This window comes from Bradyrhizobium stylosanthis (assembly GCF_001641335.1).
In the GTDB taxonomy this organism is placed as follows: domain Bacteria; phylum Pseudomonadota; class Alphaproteobacteria; order Rhizobiales; family Xanthobacteraceae; genus Bradyrhizobium; species Bradyrhizobium stylosanthis.
In genome coordinates this window covers 2,396,249-2,417,947 of sequence record NZ_LVEM01000001.1, presented here as the reverse complement: position 1 = coordinate 2,417,947, position 21,699 = coordinate 2,396,249, and the positions used below count along the sequence as shown (strand labels likewise).

17 protein-coding genes and 1 pseudogene are annotated in these 21,699 nt (G+C 59.9%); 14 read left to right on the top strand and 4 right to left on the bottom strand.

Going from position 1 to position 21,699, the window contains the following annotated elements:
• Positions 1-2: 2 nt before the first annotated feature.
• The gene (locus A7X65_RS11695; protein WP_167358233.1) at positions 3-1,700 is read right to left on the bottom strand and encodes an alpha/beta hydrolase; all 1,698 of its coding nucleotides are present in this window, start codon (positions 1,698-1,700) and stop codon (positions 3-5) included.
• Positions 1,701-1,798: 98 nt separating this feature from the next.
• Positions 1,799-2,629, bottom strand: a complete 831-nt coding sequence (locus tag A7X65_RS11690; protein ID WP_063684676.1) for a hypothetical protein — start codon at positions 2,627-2,629, stop codon at positions 1,799-1,801.
• Between the two features lie 522 nt (positions 2,630-3,151).
• Here A7X65_RS11690 and A7X65_RS11685 point away from each other — a divergent pair.
• Together A7X65_RS11685 and rlxS are read left to right on the top strand one after the other, a co-directional pair.
• Positions 3,152-3,917: pseudogene (locus A7X65_RS11685) on the top strand (transposase); the annotation flags it as partial.
• Positions 3,918-4,462: 545 nt separating this feature from the next.
• A complete protein-coding gene (gene rlxS / locus A7X65_RS11675; RefSeq protein ID WP_063684675.1) occupies positions 4,463-6,430 on the top strand; it encodes a relaxase/mobilization nuclease RlxS in 1,968 nt (655 codons plus the stop codon).
• Between the two features lie 222 nt (positions 6,431-6,652).
• Here the strand turns inward: rlxS and A7X65_RS11670 are convergent, their stop codons facing one another.
• On the bottom strand, positions 6,653-7,756 hold the full coding sequence (locus tag A7X65_RS11670; RefSeq protein WP_063684674.1) for a Fic family protein: 1,104 nt from the start codon (positions 7,754-7,756) through the stop codon (positions 6,653-6,655).
• Positions 7,757-8,382: 626 nt separating this feature from the next.
• On the opposite strand from A7X65_RS11670, the gene A7X65_RS11665 reads away from it, so the two are divergent.
• The 12 genes from A7X65_RS11665 to A7X65_RS11610 all read left to right on the top strand — a co-directional run bounded on the left by A7X65_RS11665 (position 8,383) and on the right by A7X65_RS11610 (position 20,377).
• Positions 8,383-10,407, top strand: a complete 2,025-nt coding sequence (locus A7X65_RS11665; protein WP_063684673.1) for a conjugal transfer protein TraG — start codon at positions 8,383-8,385, stop codon at positions 10,405-10,407.
• 12 nt (positions 10,408-10,419) lie between these two features.
• Positions 10,420-10,971 carry a hypothetical protein gene (locus A7X65_RS11660; RefSeq protein ID WP_063684672.1) on the top strand — a complete coding sequence of 184 codons (552 nt, stop codon included), beginning with the start codon at positions 10,420-10,422 and terminating at the stop codon, positions 10,969-10,971.
• A complete protein-coding gene (trbB, locus tag A7X65_RS11655) occupies positions 10,964-11,947 on the top strand; it encodes a P-type conjugative transfer ATPase TrbB (RefSeq protein ID WP_063684671.1) in 984 nt (327 codons plus the stop codon). The genes A7X65_RS11660 and trbB overlap by 8 nt, the downstream gene beginning before the upstream one ends.
• 113 nt (positions 11,948-12,060) lie before the next feature.
• A complete protein-coding gene (locus A7X65_RS11650; RefSeq protein ID WP_145660047.1) occupies positions 12,061-12,330 on the top strand; it encodes a TrbC/VirB2 family type IV secretion system protein in 270 nt (89 codons plus the stop codon).
• The gene (locus A7X65_RS11645; RefSeq protein ID WP_063684669.1) at positions 12,330-12,587 is read left to right on the top strand and encodes a VirB3 family type IV secretion system protein; all 258 of its coding nucleotides are present in this window, start codon (positions 12,330-12,332) and stop codon (positions 12,585-12,587) included. The genes A7X65_RS11650 and A7X65_RS11645 overlap by 1 nt, the downstream gene beginning before the upstream one ends.
• Entirely contained in the window at positions 12,581-15,169 is a 2,589-nt protein-coding gene (gene trbE / locus A7X65_RS11640; RefSeq protein WP_063684668.1) for a conjugal transfer protein TrbE, read from the top strand. Before A7X65_RS11645 ends, trbE begins: the two co-directional genes overlap by 7 nt.
• Before the next feature lie 36 nt (positions 15,170-15,205).
• The gene (gene trbJ, locus A7X65_RS11635) at positions 15,206-15,955 is read left to right on the top strand and encodes a P-type conjugative transfer protein TrbJ (RefSeq protein WP_063684667.1); all 750 of its coding nucleotides are present in this window, start codon (positions 15,206-15,208) and stop codon (positions 15,953-15,955) included.
• Between the two features lie 11 nt (positions 15,956-15,966).
• Positions 15,967-17,121, top strand: coding sequence for a P-type conjugative transfer protein TrbL (gene trbL, locus A7X65_RS11630; protein ID WP_063684666.1), 1,155 nt, complete (start codon positions 15,967-15,969; stop codon positions 17,119-17,121).
• A 3-nt stretch (positions 17,122-17,124) separates the two neighbouring features.
• Positions 17,125-17,829: a conjugal transfer protein TrbF gene (trbF, locus tag A7X65_RS11625; RefSeq protein ID WP_063684665.1), complete on the top strand. Its 705-nt coding sequence runs from the start codon at positions 17,125-17,127 to the stop codon at positions 17,827-17,829.
• Positions 17,826-18,848, top strand: a complete 1,023-nt coding sequence (gene trbG, locus A7X65_RS11620) for a P-type conjugative transfer protein TrbG (protein ID WP_063684664.1) — start codon at positions 17,826-17,828, stop codon at positions 18,846-18,848. Before trbF ends, trbG begins: the two co-directional genes overlap by 4 nt.
• Entirely contained in the window at positions 18,845-20,128 is a 1,284-nt protein-coding gene (locus tag A7X65_RS11615; protein ID WP_063684663.1) for a TraB/TrbI/VirB10 family type IV secretion system protein, read from the top strand. The genes trbG and A7X65_RS11615 overlap by 4 nt, the downstream gene beginning before the upstream one ends.
• A gap of 3 nt (positions 20,129-20,131) precedes the next feature.
• Positions 20,132-20,377: a DUF2274 domain-containing protein gene (locus A7X65_RS11610; RefSeq protein WP_063684662.1), complete on the top strand. Its 246-nt coding sequence runs from the start codon at positions 20,132-20,134 to the stop codon at positions 20,375-20,377.
• A 125-nt stretch (positions 20,378-20,502) separates the two neighbouring features.
• Here the strand turns inward: A7X65_RS11610 and A7X65_RS11605 are convergent, their stop codons facing one another.
• Positions 20,503-21,630 carry a site-specific integrase gene (locus A7X65_RS11605; RefSeq protein WP_063684661.1) on the bottom strand — a complete coding sequence of 376 codons (1,128 nt, stop codon included), beginning with the start codon at positions 21,628-21,630 and terminating at the stop codon, positions 20,503-20,505.
• Between the last annotated feature and the right edge of the window lie 69 nt (positions 21,631-21,699).

The window sequence follows — 21,699 nt, the reverse complement described above, 5'->3', positions numbered from 1 at the left end:
CATCAAGGCGGATACAGCCAATACTGAACGTGCTGCCTATCCGGCATCAGACGGAGCGTTGGCGTTCGGTTATCAGGAGACAGATGAGAAAGCGATCGCAATAAGCGCCCGACATCATCCAGGACCGCTCGGCTGGCCGAGAATGTACTGTGGTTGAGACCGAACATGTCATCTCCTACCGCAGTCACGTCGATTGTTTCGATTCCGGGGAAAATACTTGGACCGCTCGGCCCAACAAATCCTATGCGCGTTCCGAAGGTCTTGTCGCCCGATGCCAGCAAAGCCTTGTCGGCAGCAGAAGCATAGAGCGTGATGTTCTTGGCTACCTCGCGAATCTGGTCAGCTTTGCTGATATAGACGTTCTTGTCCACGTCGGGAGCCGCCATGACGAGTTCCGAAATCGCGATCGGCACCTTGCTCAGTGCGCTCTGCTGCAAGGCGTTGACGAGAATTTCGTTACCCATGCTGTGGGCGACAACGTAGATGTTCTTCTTTCCAATCTCGGATGAGACAAGTTGCAAAAGCTCGGCGAGGCGAGGTGAGGCGGCCTCGGCCGTCTGCCAATCCTTGTCGTACATGAACAGATTGGCGGCCGACGGCCACGAGAACACCACGACTGTCCCGGCAAAATTTGCATCGAAGGCGATCTGGGCGGCCTTGAAGATCGCGTCGGTAAAGGAAACGTTGTAACCGTGGATGAACAGCATGATACTGTCGGAGGCGGTCCTCAATTGGCCGAGGAATGCCGTACGATCAAGGGGGGCAATAACCTTCACACGGAAGGCGTTTGCGTCGGTCTCGGCCTCGACGCCGAGCTTGTACCATTTGAATTTAGGCCTTTCGACATTGCCAATCACGTGATTGCTCGGGATGCTCACCACAGCGTAGCCAAAAGTGAGCTGAAGTGCGGGATCATCAGTAAACGATGCTTCCGTCAGCGGACCCGGCTTCAACGTGCGATCGGTCGCGTAATACACTGGCTGACGGTTCTTGACCTCCGAGCTTGGGACTAGCGGCTTGCCGTCGATGACTACGATGTTTGGATCTGTCGGAGCTGGGATATTGATCCATGATCCCGTATCTGTCGGGGCTTTTGTTCCGGTGATGGAGGCGATCGTTCCCGAGTGAAATATGGTTGAGGATTGGCCAAAGGGGCCGGGAGTGCTCTTCCAGTTGCTCCAATTCTTGACCACTATATTATCCAAGGTTCCCTTCTTCACGGGGGAAAGCGGTGTAGGTGAATCTTGAAACCAGCTGACATCGGCACCGCGGCCGATCGGGGAGGTCCGAAACACCGGCTTCTCGGGAATGCGGAGCCCAAGTATCCAGTCCTGCGCATCGGACTGGCTTTCGATCGAGCCATAGAGGTTGCAAACGCGTTTCGCGCTGTCGCGATTATCGAGCGAGAAGGCGACGCAACGGCCGTCCGCCGTACAGCGGTTCACGCACTCGCTGAGACCATCAGCGCCCCCCATAAGATAGGCGCCAAGAAACGTTCCGGTCGGCACTCTCTTGTTACAGGCTAGGGTAAAACCGGCCGCAGAAAGCTGGGCAAGTGGTGTCTTACAAGATGTCGCCGAAATGTTTGTCGCGGCGGTCGGCGAGGCTTCAGGCGGCTTACCCTGCGCCAGGACGGGATCGCCAGCTGGCAGGGCAAAGATCGTTGCAACGAGAAAAAATGCCTTCCAAAACGACGTCATGGCGTCTTTCCTCCACCGTGGACGTCCTAGCTCCAAGCAGTTCGCGATAGTGTGCAAGAATACGCACATGACGTCAGACCTGGCTATGTGTTCGCTCGTTAGGGGACCCTTGGAAGGTTACGAATTCCACTCAGCTGCGTACCCAAATTGTTCAGGAGTTGCTGCTGAAGCACCCGATTTGCTCCTGCAAAATTCGTTCGGGGCGTGACTTCATGGGACTTAAATGGCTTCCCTGCGTTTTTGCCTACGGCAAAGCCAAAACTCAACTTGTCGGTGTTGACCCTGGATAGCGAGGCAAGATTACCGGGGCCAACAAAGTGGGTGAGTGTCCAGGTAGGCCCCGTGGAATTGAGATTGCGGGTGAGAGTGAAATTGACAATTCCGCCAAACTCTCCGCCCGTCGCCGAGAGGTCAGCATTTTCGACCATATCGGGGGTCTCGAGTGCCGCGGTCACGATCCGCTTCAAGCCGAGATTTCCCGCCAAATTCGTGTCCATTGCCGGGCAGATTGACAGATCTCGGTCCTTGTCCCACCGGTGAGCGAGTTCTCTCATGTTGTAGCTCAAGTTGATGTTGAGGGTGTCCTCCCGAGATTGATTGAGATTGGCTCCGATATTGAAGGCAAAGTTGCTGTAAGGAAGGTTGACCGATGGTGCCAGCCCACCAGTGTCGTTGACGTCCAAACTAAGGAGCATTGCGACCTCGTAGTCGAGGGCGAGCAGGACAGTCCGGTGTTTGTACGGTTCAGGAACGTCATCGCGAATGAGATCGATGAGCTCGCACTTTATCCGCTGCACTATGGTGCCCGTCGAGGGAGCTCCATGCATGTCGCTGGGGACGTCGAAATTCGGCAGAATCGCCGCGCACCCAGCCAGCAGCATCGAAAGCACGCCGGAAGACAGGACACGCAATTTGAAGCCAATACGCATCGTGCCATCCCCACGGCCACCGCTCCGCTCTTGTGCTGAGCGGCAATATAGAAACGCAATTTATTGTGGACAGACCGAACCTGGCCTAACGGCGCGACAGAACCCTCCAAGGGATTTTGCGAGGGCCTGGCAGTCATCGTCTGTCATTCCGTTTCGGCAAACGTCCGCATGATCGGTGCCTGGAAAGATTACCAAACACATGCCTCGAGCTGCGGTTGCTTCTCCTCTAGATGCAGCTTCTACCGATGCAATTGCCGCGTTGACTTGTTCATTGGTGGGCTGGCTTCTGAATTGGTTGACGACCGCATGAAGCCCAAAACGCATTCTATCAAATACCGAATAGTCGTCTGGCATTGACCGCTCCCCCCGAAGCGCCATGACCGGAATATGAAGAACAGGCTAAACACAGTCACAAGATTTGCAAGTAGAATGTTCAAGCACTGATTGTGCAAAGGTAGGGGGCTTGCGCCGGTCGCAGAAGCGCGTAGGCGGGGCACGCCCAGGTCCGAATACTAACCGTGCTACCGGCTGCAACTGTTGTTGACCCTCCAGCGCAATCTGAAGCGCAAATTTTTTGAACCGGGAGAACGCGGTCCGGCACTCGCTGAAGGCGTTGGCATCCGCCTAAACCGGTTCGGGCGCGGCGGTTTTGCCCAGGCCATGCGCGAGGCGGTGGAGGGTGACGCATTGGTCAGCGAGCTGATCGACGGCATGCTGAATGGGCGCGGCGCTGTGGAAAGAATACTGCCGGCTGCATGATCTGGTGGTGAAACGCGGCGCCGGCCACGAACTGTGCCGGCGGTTCATGCAGTTTCCGGGCGCCGGCCCCATTGCGGCCTTGAGCTTCATGACCGCAATTGACGATCCTCCTTGATTCGGGCGCCCGCGCGACGTCGCGGCGTATTTTGGCCTGACCTCGCGGCGCTGGCAGTCGGCGCCTCGATCGACATGCAGGGGTGGATCAGCAAGGCGGGCGACGGCGATGTGTGGCGCGCGCTGTACGAGGCGACGAGCGGGCTTCTGACCCACTACAAGAAGCAGGACAAGGTCAAAAGCTGTGGGCTGTCGCTCGCCAAACCGAGTTCGCACCGTAAGGCAACGGTCGCGGTGGTGCGCAAACTGCGCTGTCATCATGCACGCGATGTGGGCGAATGGCACGTTCTATTGCGGCAATCCGGACGTGCCTGATGCGGACCTCAAGGCGCGCGCCAAGGCCAAGGAGCGCAAGCTGCTGGGGCTCACGCCTGAGCCTTGCAAGCGCGATGTGAGGAGCAGATCGAGGCGATGACCATCTTGTTTCGAACGCGGAGCTCCGCCACGGGCGGATGAGACCTGGTGCAGATCCACGACGACGGAACGCACGTTATCTTGCCTGTGGCCATGCCCTTTGCGGGGCGCCTGGACCACGCGGGAGTGCCTGTGATGTGGCTCCGTCACACCGATGGAAAGATGCGCCGCGACGGCGCCCGCGCTGCCTTGCTGCAGCGATTTTGTGCCGTCGATGAGCGCGCAAGAGTGCACGGCGCACCCGGACTCTCGCTCGTCATGCGGCTTTGTGGCGTCGACGCAAAGGTCTTGTCACAGCAGAGAGAGGAAGCGACAATGGCTGAGATGAAGCGGATCAGACGACCGATTAAGAGGGCAAGATAAAAGCACTGGCCCTAGGGGGCGCCTAAGCCGTTGTCTGCACATCCTAGATTTTAGCGCTATCTTGGATCTCTGCTGTCGCCATGTTCGATCCAGTGCAATGGCGGTGCGCAATTGCGTCTGCGTCTTGGCGAACGCGCGTCGGCTTCACATATCGGCAATTTCTCCAAACGGCGGACGCATGCCATGCGAGAGATCGACGACGATTTCGACGTAAAGCTTGGGCGGATCGGCAACCGCCGAGTCAAGAGAGCGACCAGCTATCTTCGACGCATCCGCCAGGAAGCAGCCAAGGCTGGTCCGGGTGCGCGAAGCGCTTCGTCGTTTACGGGCAGCCGCATAGGCCGCGGCCATGCGCAAGGTGCAGTGCTGGCCGGACGCGGACGGAGCCAGGGGCAGCGCCGTGTCGTCATCAAGGCCCGGATCGTCCGCATCAAGTCAGGGGAGACAGGTGCCGTTCGCGCGCACCTTCGTTACGTCCAACGCGACGGTGTCACGCGCGAGGGCACACCAGGCGAACTATATGCCGGCGAGGCCGACCGCGCCGATGCCAACGCCTTCACGGAACGCAGCGCTGGCGACCGTCACCAGTTTCGCTTCATCGTGGCGCCGGAGGACAGCGCCGAGTTCGCGGACATGAAACCGTTCGTCCGCGATCTCATGCGGCAGATGGAACAGGATCTCGGCACTAGGCTCGACTGGGTCGCCGCGGATCATTTCAACACCGGTCATCCCCATACGCACGTCGTCTTGCGCGGCAAGGATGAGGAAGGAAACGACCTCGTCATCGCACGCGACTATATCGCTCACGGCTTTCGGTCGCGGGCCGCCGAACTCATCACGCGAGAGTTCGGTCCGGAAACGGAGATCGAGGTCGCGCGCAAGCTCCAGCAGGAGATCACGGCCGAGCGGTTCACGCGTCTTGACAGGAGCATCCTCCGAGATGCCCCCAGCGAAGCTCTGGAGCTTGGGGCTCTGTCTGGACGGGAGCCAGTCTGGCAAACGGCGCGGATCGGACGGCTGCGAACCCTGGAGCGGATGGGGTTGGCAGAAGAGTGTGAGCCCGGGCGTTGGCGGATCGACCCTGAGTTAGAGCCAAAGCTCAGACGCATGGGGGAACGCGGCGACATCGTCAAGACTATGCACCGCGAGATGGCCGCGGCGGGAATTACGCGGGCGGCTGGCGACTATTCGATCTTCGATCCGGAGCGAGACGGTCAGCGTCTGGTCGGGCGGGTCGTCGGCGAAGGTTTTGCGGACGAACTGACGGAGCGCCGCTATGTCGTGATCGATGGGGTGGACGGGCGGACGCATTATGCCGAACTCGGTAGCCTTCGTGCCAACGAAGAGGCGCCTGTCCGCAACACGATTCTGGAGCTCAGGTCGCGCGCCGCTGAACCGCGCGCAATCGATCGGACGATCGCTAGCGTCGCCGCTCGCCATGACGGCATCTACAGCGACCGTCTGCATCGGGAATTCGACCCGCAAGCATCGGGTGAATATGTCGGATCGCACGTGCGGCGCCTGGAGGCGATGCGGCGCGAAGGGATGGTCAGCCGCCTTGCCGATGGCAGCTGGAACGTGGGGCGGGATTATCTGGACCGGGCGCTTGAATACGAGAAGCTGCAGCAAAGGAACAATCCGGTGCGGGCCGCGGTGCTGTCATGGCAACGGCTCGAGGATCTGCCGCAGGCGCTGGGTTCTACCTGGCTCGATCGCACGCTTGTTGGGAAGGAGCCGGCCGAGCTCGCGTCGACCGGCTTTGGGGCGGAGGTGGAGACAGCGCTCCGAACAAGACGGCAATGGCTGATCGAGCAGGGGTTGGCGCGAGAGGAAGCCGGCCAGATACGTTTTGCCCGGAACATGCTCCAGACGCTTGAGGCGCGCGAGCTGGCAAGGACCGCGGCCGACATATCCGCGCGCAGTGGCCTTGAACATGTCGACGTCAAGGCCGGTGGCAAGATCGAGGGCGTCTACCGGCGCATGCTGACGCTGAACAGCGGGCGGTTCGCCCTGATCGAGCGATCTCATGAGTTCGCGCTGGTGCCGTGGCGACCAGTGTTGGAGCGGGTGCGTGGGCAAATGGTCTCCGGAAGCGTTGGCGGGGAAGGCATCTCCTGGTCGATTGGGATCAAGCGAGGGATAGGACGCTGAGAGGCGACGAAGTTCGCCAGACGGTTCAACTCTTGCGAATCCGCTCGCGAGAAGTCTTCTGAGTTGATTGCAATGTGCTGATATCGCGGCTGGCTATACTATTCTTGCTGAAATAGTGTAATCAGCCGATGCGTTTGGTCCCGCTCTTTCCGCGACGAGGGGCCTTCGGCCGCCGCCGTGGCCAAGCGCGCAGCTGATCGCTGTGCTCGTTTGCGACGGCCTTCAGAAGGCGAGGGAGTAGCTCGTGCTGCGGCCTCCGCCCTCGTCCTTGGCGAGAATGCCCTGATCGACGAGACCCTGAATGTCGCGCAGGGCGGTATCGGGCGAACACTTCTCGATCGTCGCCCATTTGCTCGATGTCAGCTTGCCTTCGAAGCCGTCCAGTAGGCGGTTCAGCATGTCGCGCTGTCGGTCATTGATCTGTGCTGTGACATGCCGCTTCCAGAAGTCCGCTTTCTCGAGCACGGCCGCGAGAATGGTTTCGGCGCCACTGAAGGCGCGGTCGAGACAGCCCAAGAACCACTCAAGCCACGGCGTGATGTTGAGATCACCCTTCTGCGTGCTCTCCAGCATGTCGTAGTAGGTCTTCCGTTCCACGCGTATCTGGGCCGACATGCTGTAGAAGCGCTGAGGTATCCCTTCAGAGCGGGCAAGCGACATGTCGGCGACGGCGCGCGCGATGCGTCCATTGCCATCCTCGAAGGGATGGATGGTCACAAACCAGAGATGCGCGATCGCAGCCTTGATGAGCGGGTCGATGTTCTCTTCGGTGTTGTACCAGTCGAGAAACGCAGTCATCTCGGCGTCGAGCTTGTCGGCGACCGGTGCTTCGTAGTGCACGCGCTCGCGCCCATAGTCGCCGGAGACGACCTGCATCGGTCCTGCCGAGGCATCGCGCCAGGCTCCCACAGCGATTTTCTTCATATTGCTGCGGCTGGTCGGAAACAGCGACGCATGCCAGCCGAAAAGTCTCTCTGCCGTAAGCTCGGCTTTGAATTTCTGGGTGGCGTCGAGCATCATCTCGACCACCCCCTCGACGTTGCGATCCGCCGACGGCAGGGCGCCTGCGTCCATGCCGAGGCGGCGGGCGAGCGAAGAGCGAACTGCTTCCTTGTCGAGTTTCTCTCCCTCGATTTCGCTGGACTTGAGCACTTCCTCTGTCAGGGTCGTCAGGACAGCCTGTTCCTGCTGGGGGAAGCCAAGCGCCTGCATCCGGCCGATGAGCTGTCCTTGGCGCAGCCGAACGGCCGCGAGCGGCTTCACCAGGGCATCGGAATCCCAGGAAAAGTGAGGCCAATCAGGTAGTTGATGGATATAATCAGGCATTCTCCGCACTCCATGCGGAGAATATGGCGGCTTTTCTCCGCAACCGCAAGGTTATTATCCGCAAAATATGCGGAGAATATGGGGCCTAATCTCCGCATGGAAGGGACCGCCCATCTTGCCGGCTGGATCCCTTGGCCTCTATTTGCCGCCGCGCTCTCGGGCTTCGCTCGACACTCCCAAAGCTGCACGACAGACGACGTTGGCGCAAATTTCGCCACCACGGACGACCATCGATGGCTATGGCTGCGCGCGAGCTCGTTCGCGCCGCTGATACTCGTTTCGCAAAGTGAGTTTAAGGCGCCGCCGTTTTCGGACACTCGGTCTAAACGCAGTCAAACATCTGCGATCGATCAACGTGATCGATTCGTCCTCTCAATGCCCACGAGCGCCAGTGCATGAGCAAATCAAAGCAAGTCGGATTATTGGTCCAAATTGATCATGACATTCACGGCCTATTGAGCCGCTTCCTGAAGCACGCCGAGACTGCTCCATCCACGATCACTCCGTGATGCGTTTGATCCACGAGGATCTCTTCGCCGGAGCCGATTTTTATTCAGGTTGAATGCTCGGCTCACTCCCGCTTTTCATCTCGCCGCGCTCGTTCGCGAGAGTTGAGTGGGGCGGAAATGTTTCCGGCAAAAATCTACGTCGGCCAGATCACGGTCGTCTTCGGTATCGTTGTCGCGTCTACATGGGGAGCGACGCAATGGACCGCGGCGGCGCTCGGATTTCAGCCGCGGCTGGGTGAGCCGTGGTTTCTGATAACCGGCTATCCCGTCTATCTGCCTTGGCGATTGTTCGAATGGTGGTTCGCCTACGAGGCTTACGCGCCGGAGATATTCGAAGAGGGCGGCGTGATCGCCGCTACCGGCGGTGTCGCTGGCGCGTTGTTTGCGATCGTCAATTCGGTGTGGCGTGCGCGCCAAAATCAACTGGTGACGACATACGGATCCGCGCGCTGGGCAAGCTCAAAGGAAATCGAGGCTGCGGGGCTCTTTGCTGCCCAGGGCGTATTTCTCGGACGCATCGAGAAGAACTATCTGCGTCACGATGGGCCAGAGCACGTTATGTGCTTTGCGCCGACGCGCTCCGGCAAGGGTGTCGGGCTCGTACTGCCGACGCTTCTCTCGTGGGCTTCCTCGGCCGTGGTTCACGATATCAAGGGCGAGAACTGGCAACTGACAGCAGGGTGGCGCTCGACTTTCTCGCACTGTCTCCTGTTCAACCCCACCGATCCGAATAGCGCCCGCTACAATCCCCTGCTCGAGGTTCGCAAAGGTGCGGCCGAAGTGCGCGATGTCCAGAATATCGCGGATATTCTCGTCGATCCCGAGGGAGCGCTCGAACGCCGGACTCACTGGGAAAAGACCAGCCATTCGCTCCTAGTCGGCGTCATCCTTCACGTTCTTTATGCCGAGGAACAGAAGACGCTCACTCGGGTCACGGAGATCCTTGCCGATCCTGCGCAGTCCTTTGAAAAGACGCTGAGGATCATGCTTGCTACGAACCACCTCGGGACGAAGCAGGAGCCAAAAGTCCATCCCGTTGTGGCCGCGACCGCGCGCGAGCTCCTTAACAAATCAGAGAACGAACGTTCGGGCGTCCTATCGACGGCCGTCAGCTTCCTGGGGCTCTATCGCGACCCGATCGTCAGCCGGAACACCGAATGCTGCGACTGGCGAATCGCTGACCTCGTCAGCGCCGGCAAACCGGTCACGCTCTACCTGGTCGTTCCTCCGTCGGATATCAGCCGCACCAAGCCGCTCATCCGGCTGATCCTCAATCAAATCGGACGCCGGCTGACCGAAACGTTGAACGCCGGAGAGCGCAAGCAACGCCAGCTCTTGATGATGCTGGATGAGTTTCCGGCGCTTGGTCGGCTCGACTTCTTCGAGAGCGCGCTCGCCTTTATGGCTGGCTACGGTATCCGAGCCTATTTGATCGCACAGTCGCTCAATCAGATCGCGAAGGCCTACGGCGATAACAACGCGATTTTGGACAATTGCCACGTCCGAATTGCCTTTGCCGCCAATGACGAGCGAACGGCAAAGCGCATCTCGGATGCACTAGGCACCGCGACCGAGTTGCGCGCTCAGCGCAATTACGCGGGTCATCGACTAGCGCCCTGGCTTGGCCACGTCATGGTCAGCAGGCAAGAGACCGCCAGACCGCTGCTCACCCCGGGGGAGGTGATGCAGTTGCCACCCAACCAGGCGATCGTCCTCGTCTCGGGCCTGGCGCCCGTCAGAGCTTCCAAGCTTCGGCACTATGAAGATGCGAATTTTGTCCGTCGCCTGCTGAAACCGCCAAGCCTCTCCGGTGCCGAATATCGTGATCGGCCGGTACCGAGGTCCAACGACTGGGCCGGACAAATCCGTGTCGTCGACCTTCGTCTCGCCACGACGCCATATAGCGATCTGATAGATGCCGGCAGCGAACAGGGAGGTCTCAAGCAGCAATTGTCCCTGCTTGAGGAGCCGTCTCGCCTACCAAGCGAAGGTAATCGCTTCCTCGAAGATCGTTTGCTCGACGATGATACCGATGTGACCGCGGACCGCAGTCAGATGCAGCGGAGCGCAAGCCCTTCCAGCGCAATCCGTCAGGCTCACGCCGTCAACCGCGACGACGACGATCTTCTTCCCTCTTTCTGATGAGCTATTTCGATGAAGCCAAAACTGTCAGCCTATGTCTCCGACAGCGTCGCGCAGCGTCTAGAGATCGCGGCAAAGCGGCCTGGGAGCAACAAGTCGGCAATTGTAGAGGCGGCGCTCGACCGTTTCCTCAATCCGGAGCGGGACGCCAGTGGTGACGCCGCGCTGATACGCAGGCTTGATCGGATGAGCCGGCAGCTCGAGCGAACCGACCGTGATCTCTCGGTTACAGCTGAGACCATTGCGCTCTTCATTCGCTACTACCTGACGATCACGCCGCCGCTGCCGGCCGGCGACCAGGATGCAGCGCGAGCTCTTGGACGCGAGCGCTTTGAGATGTTCGTCGCTCAGGTCGGCAAGCGCATTGCTTCCGGCGGGAAGCTCGTCGCAGACGTCATGGAACGCGTCAGCACATCAAATCCCGATCTCTTCATACGGCACCTCGAAGAAGGCGCGCCACTAGGCGAAGCCCAGGCTGCCGCCACTGGTTCCCGCGCGCAGGAGGCGGCGGGCCAGCAGCCGGGGCCATCTCCGGCAGGGCGAGAGGAGGTCGACAATGTCTGATCTCCTCTCGTCCGAGACCCGGGAACGACGCCGCGGCATGCTGCGGACTGCCATGGGACCGGCGATCGCCGTCGCTCTTGAAGAGCCCGACGTTGTCGAAGTCATGGTCAATCCTGACGGAAAGCTCTGGCTGGATCGGCACGGATCGGGTCGGGCGGATACCGGTGTGATCCTCACACCACAGGAATCCGAGCGGATCATTCGCCTGGTCGCAAGCCACGTTCGCGCTGAAGCAAGCAGATCGTCACCCATCATTTCGGCGGAGCTGCCGGAAACAGGAGAACGCTTCGAGGGCGTCTTGCCGCCCGTTTCCCTGGCGCCATGCTTTGCAATTCGAAAGCCAGCCACAACCACGTTTCACCTGCCCGACTACGTCAAGGCGCAGATCGTCTCTCCGTTGATGGCGAGGGTACTGGTGGCCGCGGTCAGGGAAGGGCGCAGCATCCTGATCGCCGGCGGCACCGGCTCGGGCAAAACGACGCTCGCCAACGCGCTTCTGGCAGAAATTGCCGGTCTCGAAGAGAGGGTGGTCATCATCGAGGACACCCGCGAGCTGCGCTGCGACGCCAAGGACGCTGTGACCCTACGGACAAAGCCGGGCGTAGCAAGCCTCGCCGATCTCGTGCGTTCGACCCTCCGCTTGCGACCCGATCGCATCATCGTTGGTGAGGTCAGAGGCGCCGAAGCACTCGACTTGCTGAAGGCCTGGAACACAGGCCACCCCGGTGGCATCGCCACCGTCCACGCCAATTCTGCGCGAGCTGCACTCTACCGGATCGAACAATTGATCCAGGAGGCCGTCGCAACGGTGCCGCGGCGCCTGATTGCTGAGGCGATTGACTTGATCGTGTTCATCAAGGGGCGGGGACCCGCTCGGCGGATCGAGACAATCGCCGAGCTTAGGGGCCTCGATCCATCGGGCGACTATTCGCTCGAAACTCCATTCGGACTTCCAGGCACCACCCACCATCCTTGATCAAGGGAGACTACAAGATGCTCGTTCAACTGCGTCCATACCTCCGTTCGTGCTTCCGCCACTGGCGCTCGCCGGGAGATCTTTTGACCGAACTCGGTGCGGCCGCGGCTTGCATGCTCTTGACCGCTTCGGCAGCAAATGCTGCGGGCTCAGGCATGCCTTGGGAAGCTCCGCTCGAGCGCATCCTTGAATCTGTGCAGGGACCGGTCGCCAAGATTGTCGCCGTCATCATCATCACGGTGACGGGCATCTCACTCGCGTTCGGCGACACTTCGGGCGGGTTCCGCAAGATGGTCCAGGTCGTGTTCGGCTTGTCGATCGCCTTTGCAGCCAGCTCATTCTTCCTGTCGTTCTTCTCGTTTGGCGGGGGAGCGCTGATCTGATGCGCTCGCAAGGATTCGAACTCGTACTCCACCGCTCGCTGACCGAGCCCATCCTGATCGGGGGCGCGCCACGTGCCGCATCGATCCTCATCGGCACGCTATCGGCCGTGCTGGCACTCGGCCTGCGGCTATGGCTCGTGGGCCTCCTGCTTTGGATCGTCGGGCACGGCTTGGCGGTGTGGCTCGCCAAGCGCGATCCGGCCTTCGTCGAAGTCACCATCCGCCACACCAAACACAAGGGCTGGCTCGCATGCTGAACTTAAGAGAATTCCGCGGCCAAGCGCATCGCCTTGCCGATTGGCTGCCATGGGCATTTCTGGTTGCCCCGGGCGTCGTCCTGAATAAGGACGGCAGCTTCCAGCGCACAATCCGCTATCGAGGGCCTGATCTCGATAGCGCGACCGAGGCCGAGTTGATGAGCGTGACCTCGCGCGTCAACAATGTGCTGAAGCGGTTTGGATCGGGTTGGGCGTTGTTCTTCGACGCCACCCGCATCGAGGCCTCCGAATACCCACGCTCACAGTTTCCGGATGCGGTTTCCTGGCTGGTTGATGAGGAACGGCGAGCCGCTTTTGAGGGGGCTGCCGGCATCGCATGGGAAGATCCGTCGCGCCCGCGAGGACAGCATTTCGAAAGCGTGCTTTACCTCACGCTGCTGTACTTGCCGCCGGCCGAACGGGTCTCGCGGCTCGAAGGGCTGTTCCTGGAGAGCCCAAAGTGTGGGGGCGGGGCAACGGATTCACGTGCGAACGCAAATCGCGGCTGGCCACTCGCCGACAAAGCTCGGCCACAGCGTCCGGCAGGTGACGACGACCCGGCCGTTGGGACCGAAGGCACCCGAAAATCCGGACAGAAAGAGCACGGCTATCGGGATCATTTGCGGCGTTTCGTGCAGGAGAGCGACCGGGCAATAGACTTGCTCTCTTCGGTCTTGCCGGAGATCTGGCCTCTTAATGACGCCGAGACGCTGACCTATCTCCATAGTTGTATCTCGACCAAGCGGCATCCGGTAAATGTTCCCGAGATTCCCGCCTATCTCGATTGTTTCCTCAGCGATGAGCCACTTACCGGTGGTCTTTCACCGGCGATCGGGCGAAGCCATCTTCGCGCGCTGACGGTTCTTGGCTTTCCGGCAGTGACATTTCCCGGCCTGCTCGATGAGTTGAACAGGCTCGGAGTTCCCTATCGCTGGGCAACGCGGTTTCTGCCGCTGGACCGGACACAAGCGAACGCCACGCTGACGCGGTACCGCAGGCAGTGGTTCGCCAAGCGAAAGTCGCTGGGGGCTATCCTCAAAGAAGTCATGTTCAACGAGCAGGCCGCGCTGCTCGATACTGATGCTAGCAACAAGGCCTTTGATGCCGATGCCGCATTGTCTGAACTCGGCGACGATCTGGTTGCATTCGGTTACGTGACGACCACGGTTACTGTCACCGACGAGGACTCACGGCAAGCTGACGAGAAGATCCGGGCCGTCGAGCGCGTCATCAACAGCCGTGGCTTCACGGTCATCCGCGAAAGCGTCAACGCAGTGGAAGCTTGGTTGGGTAGCCTGCCAGGGCAGGCCTACGCCAATATCCGTCAGCCGATCGTCCACACGCTGAATCTTGCCCATATGTGTCCGTTGTCGGCCGTTTGGGCTGGGCCAGCGCGCTGCGAGCATTTGGACGGTCCCCCACTTTTGATTGCCAAGACCAAAGGCGCGACTCCGTTTCGACTGTCGTTGCACGCCGGCGACGTCGGGCACACCGTGATTGTCGGGCCAACCGGAGCGGGCAAGTCGGTCCTGTTGTCGATGCTTGCCCTTCAATACCGGCGTTACCCCAACGCTCAGCTGATCACCTTTGACAAGGGCCGTTCTGCCCGCGTCACAACGCTTGCCTTGTCGGGTGCCTGGTACGAACTGGGAGCCAAGGTGGGAATTGCCTTCCAGCCTTTGAAGGACGTCGCGGAGGAGGGCGCGAGGCTTTGGGCACTCGACTGGCTCTGCGGCGTCCTCGCCCATGAGCAGGTTGAGGTCACGCCTGGGGTCAAGGAGACGCTTTGGTCTGCGCTCAAGAGCCTTGGTTCGGCGCCGGTTCCCCAGCGAACAATGACTGGGCTCGTGGCCCTGCTGTCCCGCGATGCACTAAGACAAGCCCTGCAGCCCTATACGCTCGAAGGGCCGTATGGACGTTTTCTTGATGCGGACACCGACCGTATTTCCGGTGCCGACGTTCTCACCTTCGAGATGGAGGAACTGATGGCCCTGCCGGGTCTGGTTGCTCCGGTTCTCACATATCTATTCCATTCGCTGGAGGAGCGTTTCGACGGCCGGCCGACCTTGCTGGTCCTTGACGAAGCCTGGGTGTTCCTTGACGACCCGCTCTTCGCAAGCCGTATCCGGGAATGGTTGAAGACGCTCCGGAAGAAGAACGTCGCCGTCATTTTCGCGACTCAATCACTCGCCGACATAGCGGAAAGCCAAATTGCGCCGGCGATCATCGAGTCCTGCCCGACACGGATATTCCTGCCAAATCCCCGTGCGCTGGAGCCCACCCAAACGGAGACCTATCGCCGGTTCGGCCTGAACGAGACCCAGATACGTCTGATCGCGGAGGCCTTTCCGAAGCGCGACTACTACCTGCAGTCTCGCGCCGGCAACCGTCTGTTCGAGCTAGGCCTTGGACCCGTGGCGCTGGCGCTCGTTGCCGCGTCCTCTCCGGAGGATCAGCGCGATATTGATGCTGTATTGTCCCGAACTGGCCTGCACGACTTCGCCAAGCGTTATCTCGCCCAACGAGAGCTGCACTGGGCGGCCAATCTCATAAGTACCTTCGAGCAGACGCAGACGACCTGACCCGTACCCCCAGTAACTAACCTCCTGGAGCTACCAATGCTACGTGCCCGTTCGCGCGGACTGATTTCGCGCGCCTTTTTTGTCGTGTCTGTCCTCCTGTCCCTAACCATTGGGATCGATGGTCCGAGCCAGGCGTTCGCCCAGTCCCTCGTCTGGGATCCCTGGAACTATAGCCAAACGCTTCTCAGCGCCGCACGCGCGCTTGATCAAATCAACAACCAGATCACCAGCCTCGAGAACGAGGCTCAGATGCTGATCAATCAATCCCGGCACCTCACGAGCCTGCCTAATAGCGTGGTGGGGCAGCTCACGAGCACGATCAATCGGCTCAATAGCCTCGTTGCACAGGCCAAGGGCATTTCGTTCGACGTCGACAAGGCGCGTAGCGACTACGAACGCCTCTATCCACGCCAGTACACCGCGTCGTCCGCGTCAAGTGTCATGGTGCAGGACGCGACGTCCCGCTGGGACAACACCTATGAGGGGCTGAAGCAGGCTTTGCTGACGCAAGCAACAATTGCGTCAGACCTTGACGAGGACCGGAAAACCCTCAGCACCTTGATGACGAACTCGTCAGCAGCCGTTGGGTCATTACAGGCACAGCAGTCTAGCAACGAGCTACTCGGGCTTCAGGCGAAGCAGGCGTTGCAAGCGCAGGTACTCCTTCTGACGCAGGCACGCGCAGAGACATTACGGGCTGCTGAGCAACAAGCGTCGGTTGCGGCGGCACAGGAGCGATTTACTCGCTTCATTGGCGACGGGCATGCCTACGCGGCTGGAAAGTAGGAGAGGGCATCATGGCAGATCTTTCCGTCATTGACCGCTTCACTGAGACGTTCTCCCGCTACATCGATTCCGGGTTTGGACTTTTGTCGGGCGATGTCTCATTCCTGAGTTCAACCCTGATAGGCGTCGACCTGACGCTCGCCGGGTTAGCGTGGTGCGTCAGGGCTGACGACCATATTCTGGTCACGCTGGCCAAAAAGGTTCTCTACGTTGGCGCCTTCGCCTTCATTATCGGCAACTTCAAAAGCCTTGCCGATATTGTCTTTGCATCGTTTTCCAGCATCGGATTGAAGGCATCTGGCGGCGGGCTGACTGCAGCAAACTTATCCCGTCCTGGCTTTGTGGCTTCGGCCGGCTTTTCGGCGGCTTATCCTCTTCTGGAGGAAACCGGTCATTTTTCCGGCTTTGATGTCCTGACCAACCTCCCAACGATTCTGATCCTTCTGTTCTGCTGGATCCTTATTGTGCTCGCCTTCTTCGTTCTCTCGATCCAGCTGTTCGTCACTCTGATCGAGTTCAAGCTAACGACGCTCGCGAGCTTCATTCTCGTGCCTTTTGCCCTCTGGGGAAAGACCGCGTTTCTTGCCGAGAAAACGCTCGGCAACGTGGTTGCATCAGGCGTGAAGGTGATGGTTCTCGCGATCATCATCGGCATCGGTTCAACCATCTTTGGCGGTCTCTCCGACACTATGACCAGGCCGATCGACATTGCGTCGGCCATGAGCCTGCTGCTTGCGGCCCTTTCGCTGTTCGGTCTCGGCATCTTTGGTCCTGGCATTGCGGCAGGCCTGGTGTCAGGCGCGCCTCAGCTCGGCGCCGGTGCCGCGGCCGGAGCGGTCGCAGGCGCAGCCGCCATCCCAATCGGTGGCGGAGCCGCGGTCATGGGTGGACTACGCGTCGCAGCTGGTGGTTCAGCCGCCGCGGTTCGGTCCGCAGCCTCTCTGACGGGTGCGGCCTCGCGTAGCGGTTCGTCGGCCCAAGCCGTTGCAGCCGGCCAGATGCCAGCCGCCAGCAGCGGCGGCGCCGCTGGCGGCGGGACGCCGTCGACGAACCGTTCTTCTTCACCAGGGCGACAGGCGAGGGAGGCCGCACAGGTTGTGGCCCACACGCTGAAAGAAGGTGACAAGGGCGGGCATTCATCCGGTCCGAAGCTGGGAGAGGAATAGATCATGGCAAATCACCCCTTTCAGCGCGCGTCTGTACGCTATGGCCAGACGCCAGAACCGGTCACGGCCTATCAGAAGGCAGCACAAGTCTGGGACGAGCGTCTCGGCTCGGCACGTGTGCAGGCGAGCAACTGGCGGTTAGCGGCTCTAGCAACCATCGGTCTTTCGGGCATTCTTGGTTTGACCATCTTTGCCCAAATTGCGCGGTCAGGCGTCGTGCCGTACGTGGTCGAGGTCGATCGACTCGGCGAGGTTCGCGCGGTCGGACCGGCGCTCGAGGTCTATCAGCCGTCGGACGCGCAGATCGCGCATTTCCTGGCGCGCTTTATCGAGAACGTTCGCTCACTGTCGATTGACCCTGTCATTGTTCGAGCGAATTGGCTTCACGCCTATGACTTTGCCACAGACCGCGGCGCGCAAGCGTTGAACGACTATGCGCGTGAGGCCGATCCCTTCACCAAAATCGGATCCAAGACGGTGACGTCAGAGGTCACGTCCGTGGTGCGCGCCTCCAGCGACAGCTTCGAGATTCGTTGGAAGGAAAACACCTACGAGAACGGCACTATCGCAAAGACCGAGCGCTTCACCGGTCTCGTCACAACGGTCCTCAAGCCCCCCTCGGATGCCGAAACGCTGCGGAAGAATCCGCTCGGCCTCTACGTCCATTCCCTCAACTGGTCACGTGACCTCATCGGAGACGCCAAATGAAAACTGCTACCATCAAACTCGCGTCGACCAGCGTCTTCACTCTGTCACTCTTGCTTGGCGGCTGTGCCACCAAGCTCAATCTTGAGGCGCCTTACGATGAGATGACATTCGAGCAAGGGCTTCCGGAGACGGATCCGCCCAAGCCGATTGCGGTCGTCGAGACACCCAAGGTTTTGCCACTACCAGGTCAGCTCAAGCCCCTTCCGACGAAAGCCGCCAAGGAAGAAAAGCTGCCGCCCGAGGAGGCGATCGCCAAGGCCAATAAGGCGGCCAGGATGGAGCCTACGCGAGCCGGCTACATCAACGCGATCCAAGTCTACCCCTGGACGGAGGGCGCGCTTTACCGGCTTTACGCCAGCCCCGAGAAAGTCTCGACGATAACGCTTCAGTCTGGCGAAGAGCTGATCGACGTCTCTACCGGCGATACCGTTCGTTGGGTCGTCGGCGACACCGCGAGCGGGCAGGGCACTGCTCGGCGGGTTCATATCCTGATCAAGCCGACCCTTCCGGACATTCAAACCAACCTCGTGGTCCTGACCGACCGGCGTGCCTATCACCTCGAGCTCGTCTCCACGAAGCAGACCTATATGGCTTCGATCTCGTGGACCTATCCGACCGACACCCTCGTTGCGCTCCACAAGCAGAACGCCGTTGCCCAGGAGAACGAGGAGCGGGTCGCTGATCGCGGCGTGAGGCTCGACAGCCTGAGCTTCCGCTACCGCATTGAGGGAGACGAGCCGCCGTGGCGTCCGCTGCGGGCCTTTGACGACGGCCGCAAAGTCTACATCCAGATGCCGTCAGGCCTGTCCCAAGGCGAAGCGCCACCGTTGTTCGTGGCCGGTGCGGACGGCCGCCCGAACCTCGTCAACTACAGAGTTCGCGGGTCCTATTACATCGTTGACCGGATGTTCGGTGCCGCCGAGCTCCGCCTCGGTGAGAATCCGCAGCGCATTGTCCGGATCATACGTATCGATGCCCGGCCCGGGTCGCAGGCCCTTAGCATTGGGAGCGCATCATGACGAATGGGTTGAACCAGGACCCGCCAGAGCTCCTCGAGCTACGGGCGAAGCCACGGCCTATCCGGCGCCTGAACCGGCGCGCACTGATGATCGGTTGCTCTATTGCTGCACTGTTCATTGCCGGGGCGACAATCATCGCGCTCCGTCCGCCGCGAGTGTTCAAGTCCGCGGATCGGGCGGAGCTCTACAATACCGACAGAAAGCAGACAGCTGAAGGGCTCAGCAAGCTACCGAAGTCCTATGAGAATCTTACTCCCTCGACACGACGGCTCGGCCCGCCGTCGCCTGGCGACATAGGCCGCGCGTTTGCAGAAAACGAAAAGAAGGCTGGTGTGGCTACGGAAGGAGGTTTCCGGACTAGTCCCGAGGAGGACGCCGAGAGAGCCGAGCGGGTTCGGCAAGCCCGGATTGCTCAGCAAGCCAAGGAGTCCGGTCTATTCGTCAGGTTGTCTGAGAAGCAGGAGAAGAGAAAGCAGGCCAGTACGACGGATGTGCCGGCTGCAGCTCCAGCCAACTTTCGCCCGACGACCGCCGACACCGGAACATCGGCCGCCGATTTGGCCAAGACAGCGCAGGGTATGATCGATAGGTCCAGCGAGATCATCCCGTCATCGCAAACGCGAAAGCTGACCTTCGTGGCGGCCAAAGCCGACACGGAGACCACCAATCCTCATGCGCTCAAGCGAGCTCCATCGACCTATGCCGTGACGGCGGGCTCAATCATCCCGGCCAGTCTCGTGACCGGCCTGAATTCTGACTTGCCCGGGACCACGATCGGTCAAGTGACCGAGCACGTCTATGACACGGTGACCGGCGAGCATCTCCTGATCCCACAAGGAACCAGGCTCGTGGGCAAATACGATAGCGTCGTCGCCTTTGGCCAGAAGCGGGCGCTGGTCGTTTGGACACGGCTCATCCTGCCAAACGGCAACTCCATCGTGATCGAGAACCTTCCGGCCACCGATGTAGCGGGCTATGCCGGGCTCGAGGACGAGGTGGACTTCCACACTTGGCAATTGCTCAAGGGTGTGGCCCTGGCGACCTTAATCGGGGTTGGGACACAGCTATCGATCGGAAACGACGAGAGTGATCTTGTTAAGGCGCTGCGGGAAAGTGCGCAGCAAACGACTAATCGTGCTGGCCAGCGCCTGGTGGAGCGCGAGCTCGACGTCCAGCCGACGATCACGGTGCGGCCGGGGTGGCCGATGCGGGTGATTGTTTCGAAAGATTTGGTTCTGAAGCCATACCTGGACGTTCAGAGCACGGCGAAGGGCAGGTGAAGGATGAAGCTGGGGAAGCTGCCTGACCGGGCCCCGGTGAAAATGAGCATCGTGCTCACACCCCGCCTTGCGCAGAGGCTGAAGGAGTATGGCGACTTCTATGCTGAGACCTACGGAAACAAGGAAGAAGTGGCGGAGCTGATACCGTTCATGCTTGAGGCGCTTCTTGATAGCGATTCTTCCTTCAAGCGAAGCAGAAGCAGCAAAGGTGCGAGAGCACTGTTAGGTGGCAGCCGCGAAAAGGAATAAGATCGATAGCTACTCAAGAGAGAGCAGGCCTAAATCGTAACTACATCGGAATGATTGAGCGCCAGGAGAACGCGCCGCCGGTCGATGCGCTTGAGCACGGTCGACCGGTTTGCCGTATGATAGCATTAGAGGCTGGAGGAGCTTTGTCCGATGGCTGTCGGGCCGGTGACCAGGCCCCTCATGAGATCCTCGAGAGATGGCTGTGGCGCCGTCTGGAGTTTATGAAGTTCTTCAGGCTTCAATTTGGTATATCGCCGCAAGGTGCGCCAATCTTTGTGACCGGTAACTAGCGCCACTTTCTCGATCGTCAGTCCGGCTTCAAACAGTCGGCTCGTACCTTCGTGGCGCAGGTCATGAAAATGTAGATCATCGATCTTCAATTCATCGCAGGCTCGCGTGAAAGCCGCGCTGACTGAACGGTGATTATATGGAAATACTCGACCGAGACCGCGAGTGATGATGCGTTGTTGAAGCAATATCTCCCAACCATCATAACCCGTTAAATTTAGAAGTGGCACTCTCTGGTCGTTGCCCTCCTTGTTCCTTGGATCCTTGCGGTCGCGGATCACTAGGATGCGCTTCTTCATATCGACATCAGTCCAATCGGGTCGACATATTTCCTCCTGCCTCATCGCTGTCGCGACGGCGTATCGAACTATCCGACCCATAGGGATGACCTGCCGATAGTTGGATTCAAAGTATTCGATGAGCTCATCGAGCTCATCCTGAGTTGGTCGTCGATCTCGCTCGTGGGACTTTCCGACGAGACCCAGATATTTCAGCGCCACGCGTGCTAGGCGAACTTCTTCGGCAGATATCTCAATTCCATGGATGGCTGCGGCATGTGTTGCGAGTGTTCGGATGAACGCCATGTCGATCGCAAGGGTCGCGGGCCCGGCGCCTTCCTTCGCTCGCTTTCTGCCATATTCAATCAGGCGCCCGCGATCTAACTCGGGTATTTTGGTGGATCCCAGATCTTCCTTGAGCGCATCAAGCACGGCTGCTTTGGATCGGCGGGGAGGGCGGCCGACTTCGCGCATGTCCTGGACGTGGAGATCGATAACATCGGCAAAAGTCTTGGCCTTGACGGCCGCGCGCGGCTTTGGGGATCCGCTGCGATCAATATTGCGCTCCATGTCGAGCGCCCATTCCTCACCGTCCTTGCGGCGCCGAAAGGTCTCTGCCACATAGCGCTTCTTGCGACGAACCTGGACGCGCCAGTTTCCAGACGGCAACTGAGTGAAGCTGGCCATGGTCGTGTGCAGTCCCCAAATAGTGTGCGATACGTGTGCGCTGAGAGGTCAAAACGGGTACAAACGTGT

Coding starts and splice junctions, on each gene's coding strand:
- A7X65_RS11695 (WP_167358233.1), bottom strand. CDS start 1,700: ATGACGTCGTTTTGGAAGGCATTTTTTCTCGTTGCAACGATCTTTGCC.
- A7X65_RS11690 (WP_063684676.1), bottom strand. CDS start 2,629: ATGCGTATTGGCTTCAAATTGCGTGTCCTGTCTTCCGGCGTGCTTTCG.
- rlxS (WP_063684675.1), top strand. CDS start 4,463: ATGCGAGAGATCGACGACGATTTCGACGTAAAGCTTGGGCGGATCGGC.
- A7X65_RS11670 (WP_063684674.1), bottom strand. CDS start 7,756: ATGCCTGATTATATCCATCAACTACCTGATTGGCCTCACTTTTCCTGG.
- A7X65_RS11665 (WP_063684673.1), top strand. CDS start 8,383: ATGTTTCCGGCAAAAATCTACGTCGGCCAGATCACGGTCGTCTTCGGT.
- A7X65_RS11660 (WP_063684672.1), top strand. CDS start 10,420: ATGAAGCCAAAACTGTCAGCCTATGTCTCCGACAGCGTCGCGCAGCGT.
- trbB (WP_063684671.1), top strand. CDS start 10,964: ATGTCTGATCTCCTCTCGTCCGAGACCCGGGAACGACGCCGCGGCATG.
- A7X65_RS11650 (WP_145660047.1), top strand. CDS start 12,061: ATGCTCTTGACCGCTTCGGCAGCAAATGCTGCGGGCTCAGGCATGCCT.
- A7X65_RS11645 (WP_063684669.1), top strand. CDS start 12,330: ATGCGCTCGCAAGGATTCGAACTCGTACTCCACCGCTCGCTGACCGAG.
- trbE (WP_063684668.1), top strand. CDS start 12,581: ATGCTGAACTTAAGAGAATTCCGCGGCCAAGCGCATCGCCTTGCCGAT.
- trbJ (WP_063684667.1), top strand. CDS start 15,206: ATGCTACGTGCCCGTTCGCGCGGACTGATTTCGCGCGCCTTTTTTGTC.
- trbL (WP_063684666.1), top strand. CDS start 15,967: ATGGCAGATCTTTCCGTCATTGACCGCTTCACTGAGACGTTCTCCCGC.
- trbF (WP_063684665.1), top strand. CDS start 17,125: ATGGCAAATCACCCCTTTCAGCGCGCGTCTGTACGCTATGGCCAGACG.
- trbG (WP_063684664.1), top strand. CDS start 17,826: ATGAAAACTGCTACCATCAAACTCGCGTCGACCAGCGTCTTCACTCTG.
- A7X65_RS11615 (WP_063684663.1), top strand. CDS start 18,845: ATGACGAATGGGTTGAACCAGGACCCGCCAGAGCTCCTCGAGCTACGG.
- A7X65_RS11610 (WP_063684662.1), top strand. CDS start 20,132: ATGAAGCTGGGGAAGCTGCCTGACCGGGCCCCGGTGAAAATGAGCATC.
- A7X65_RS11605 (WP_063684661.1), bottom strand. CDS start 21,630: ATGGCCAGCTTCACTCAGTTGCCGTCTGGAAACTGGCGCGTCCAGGTT.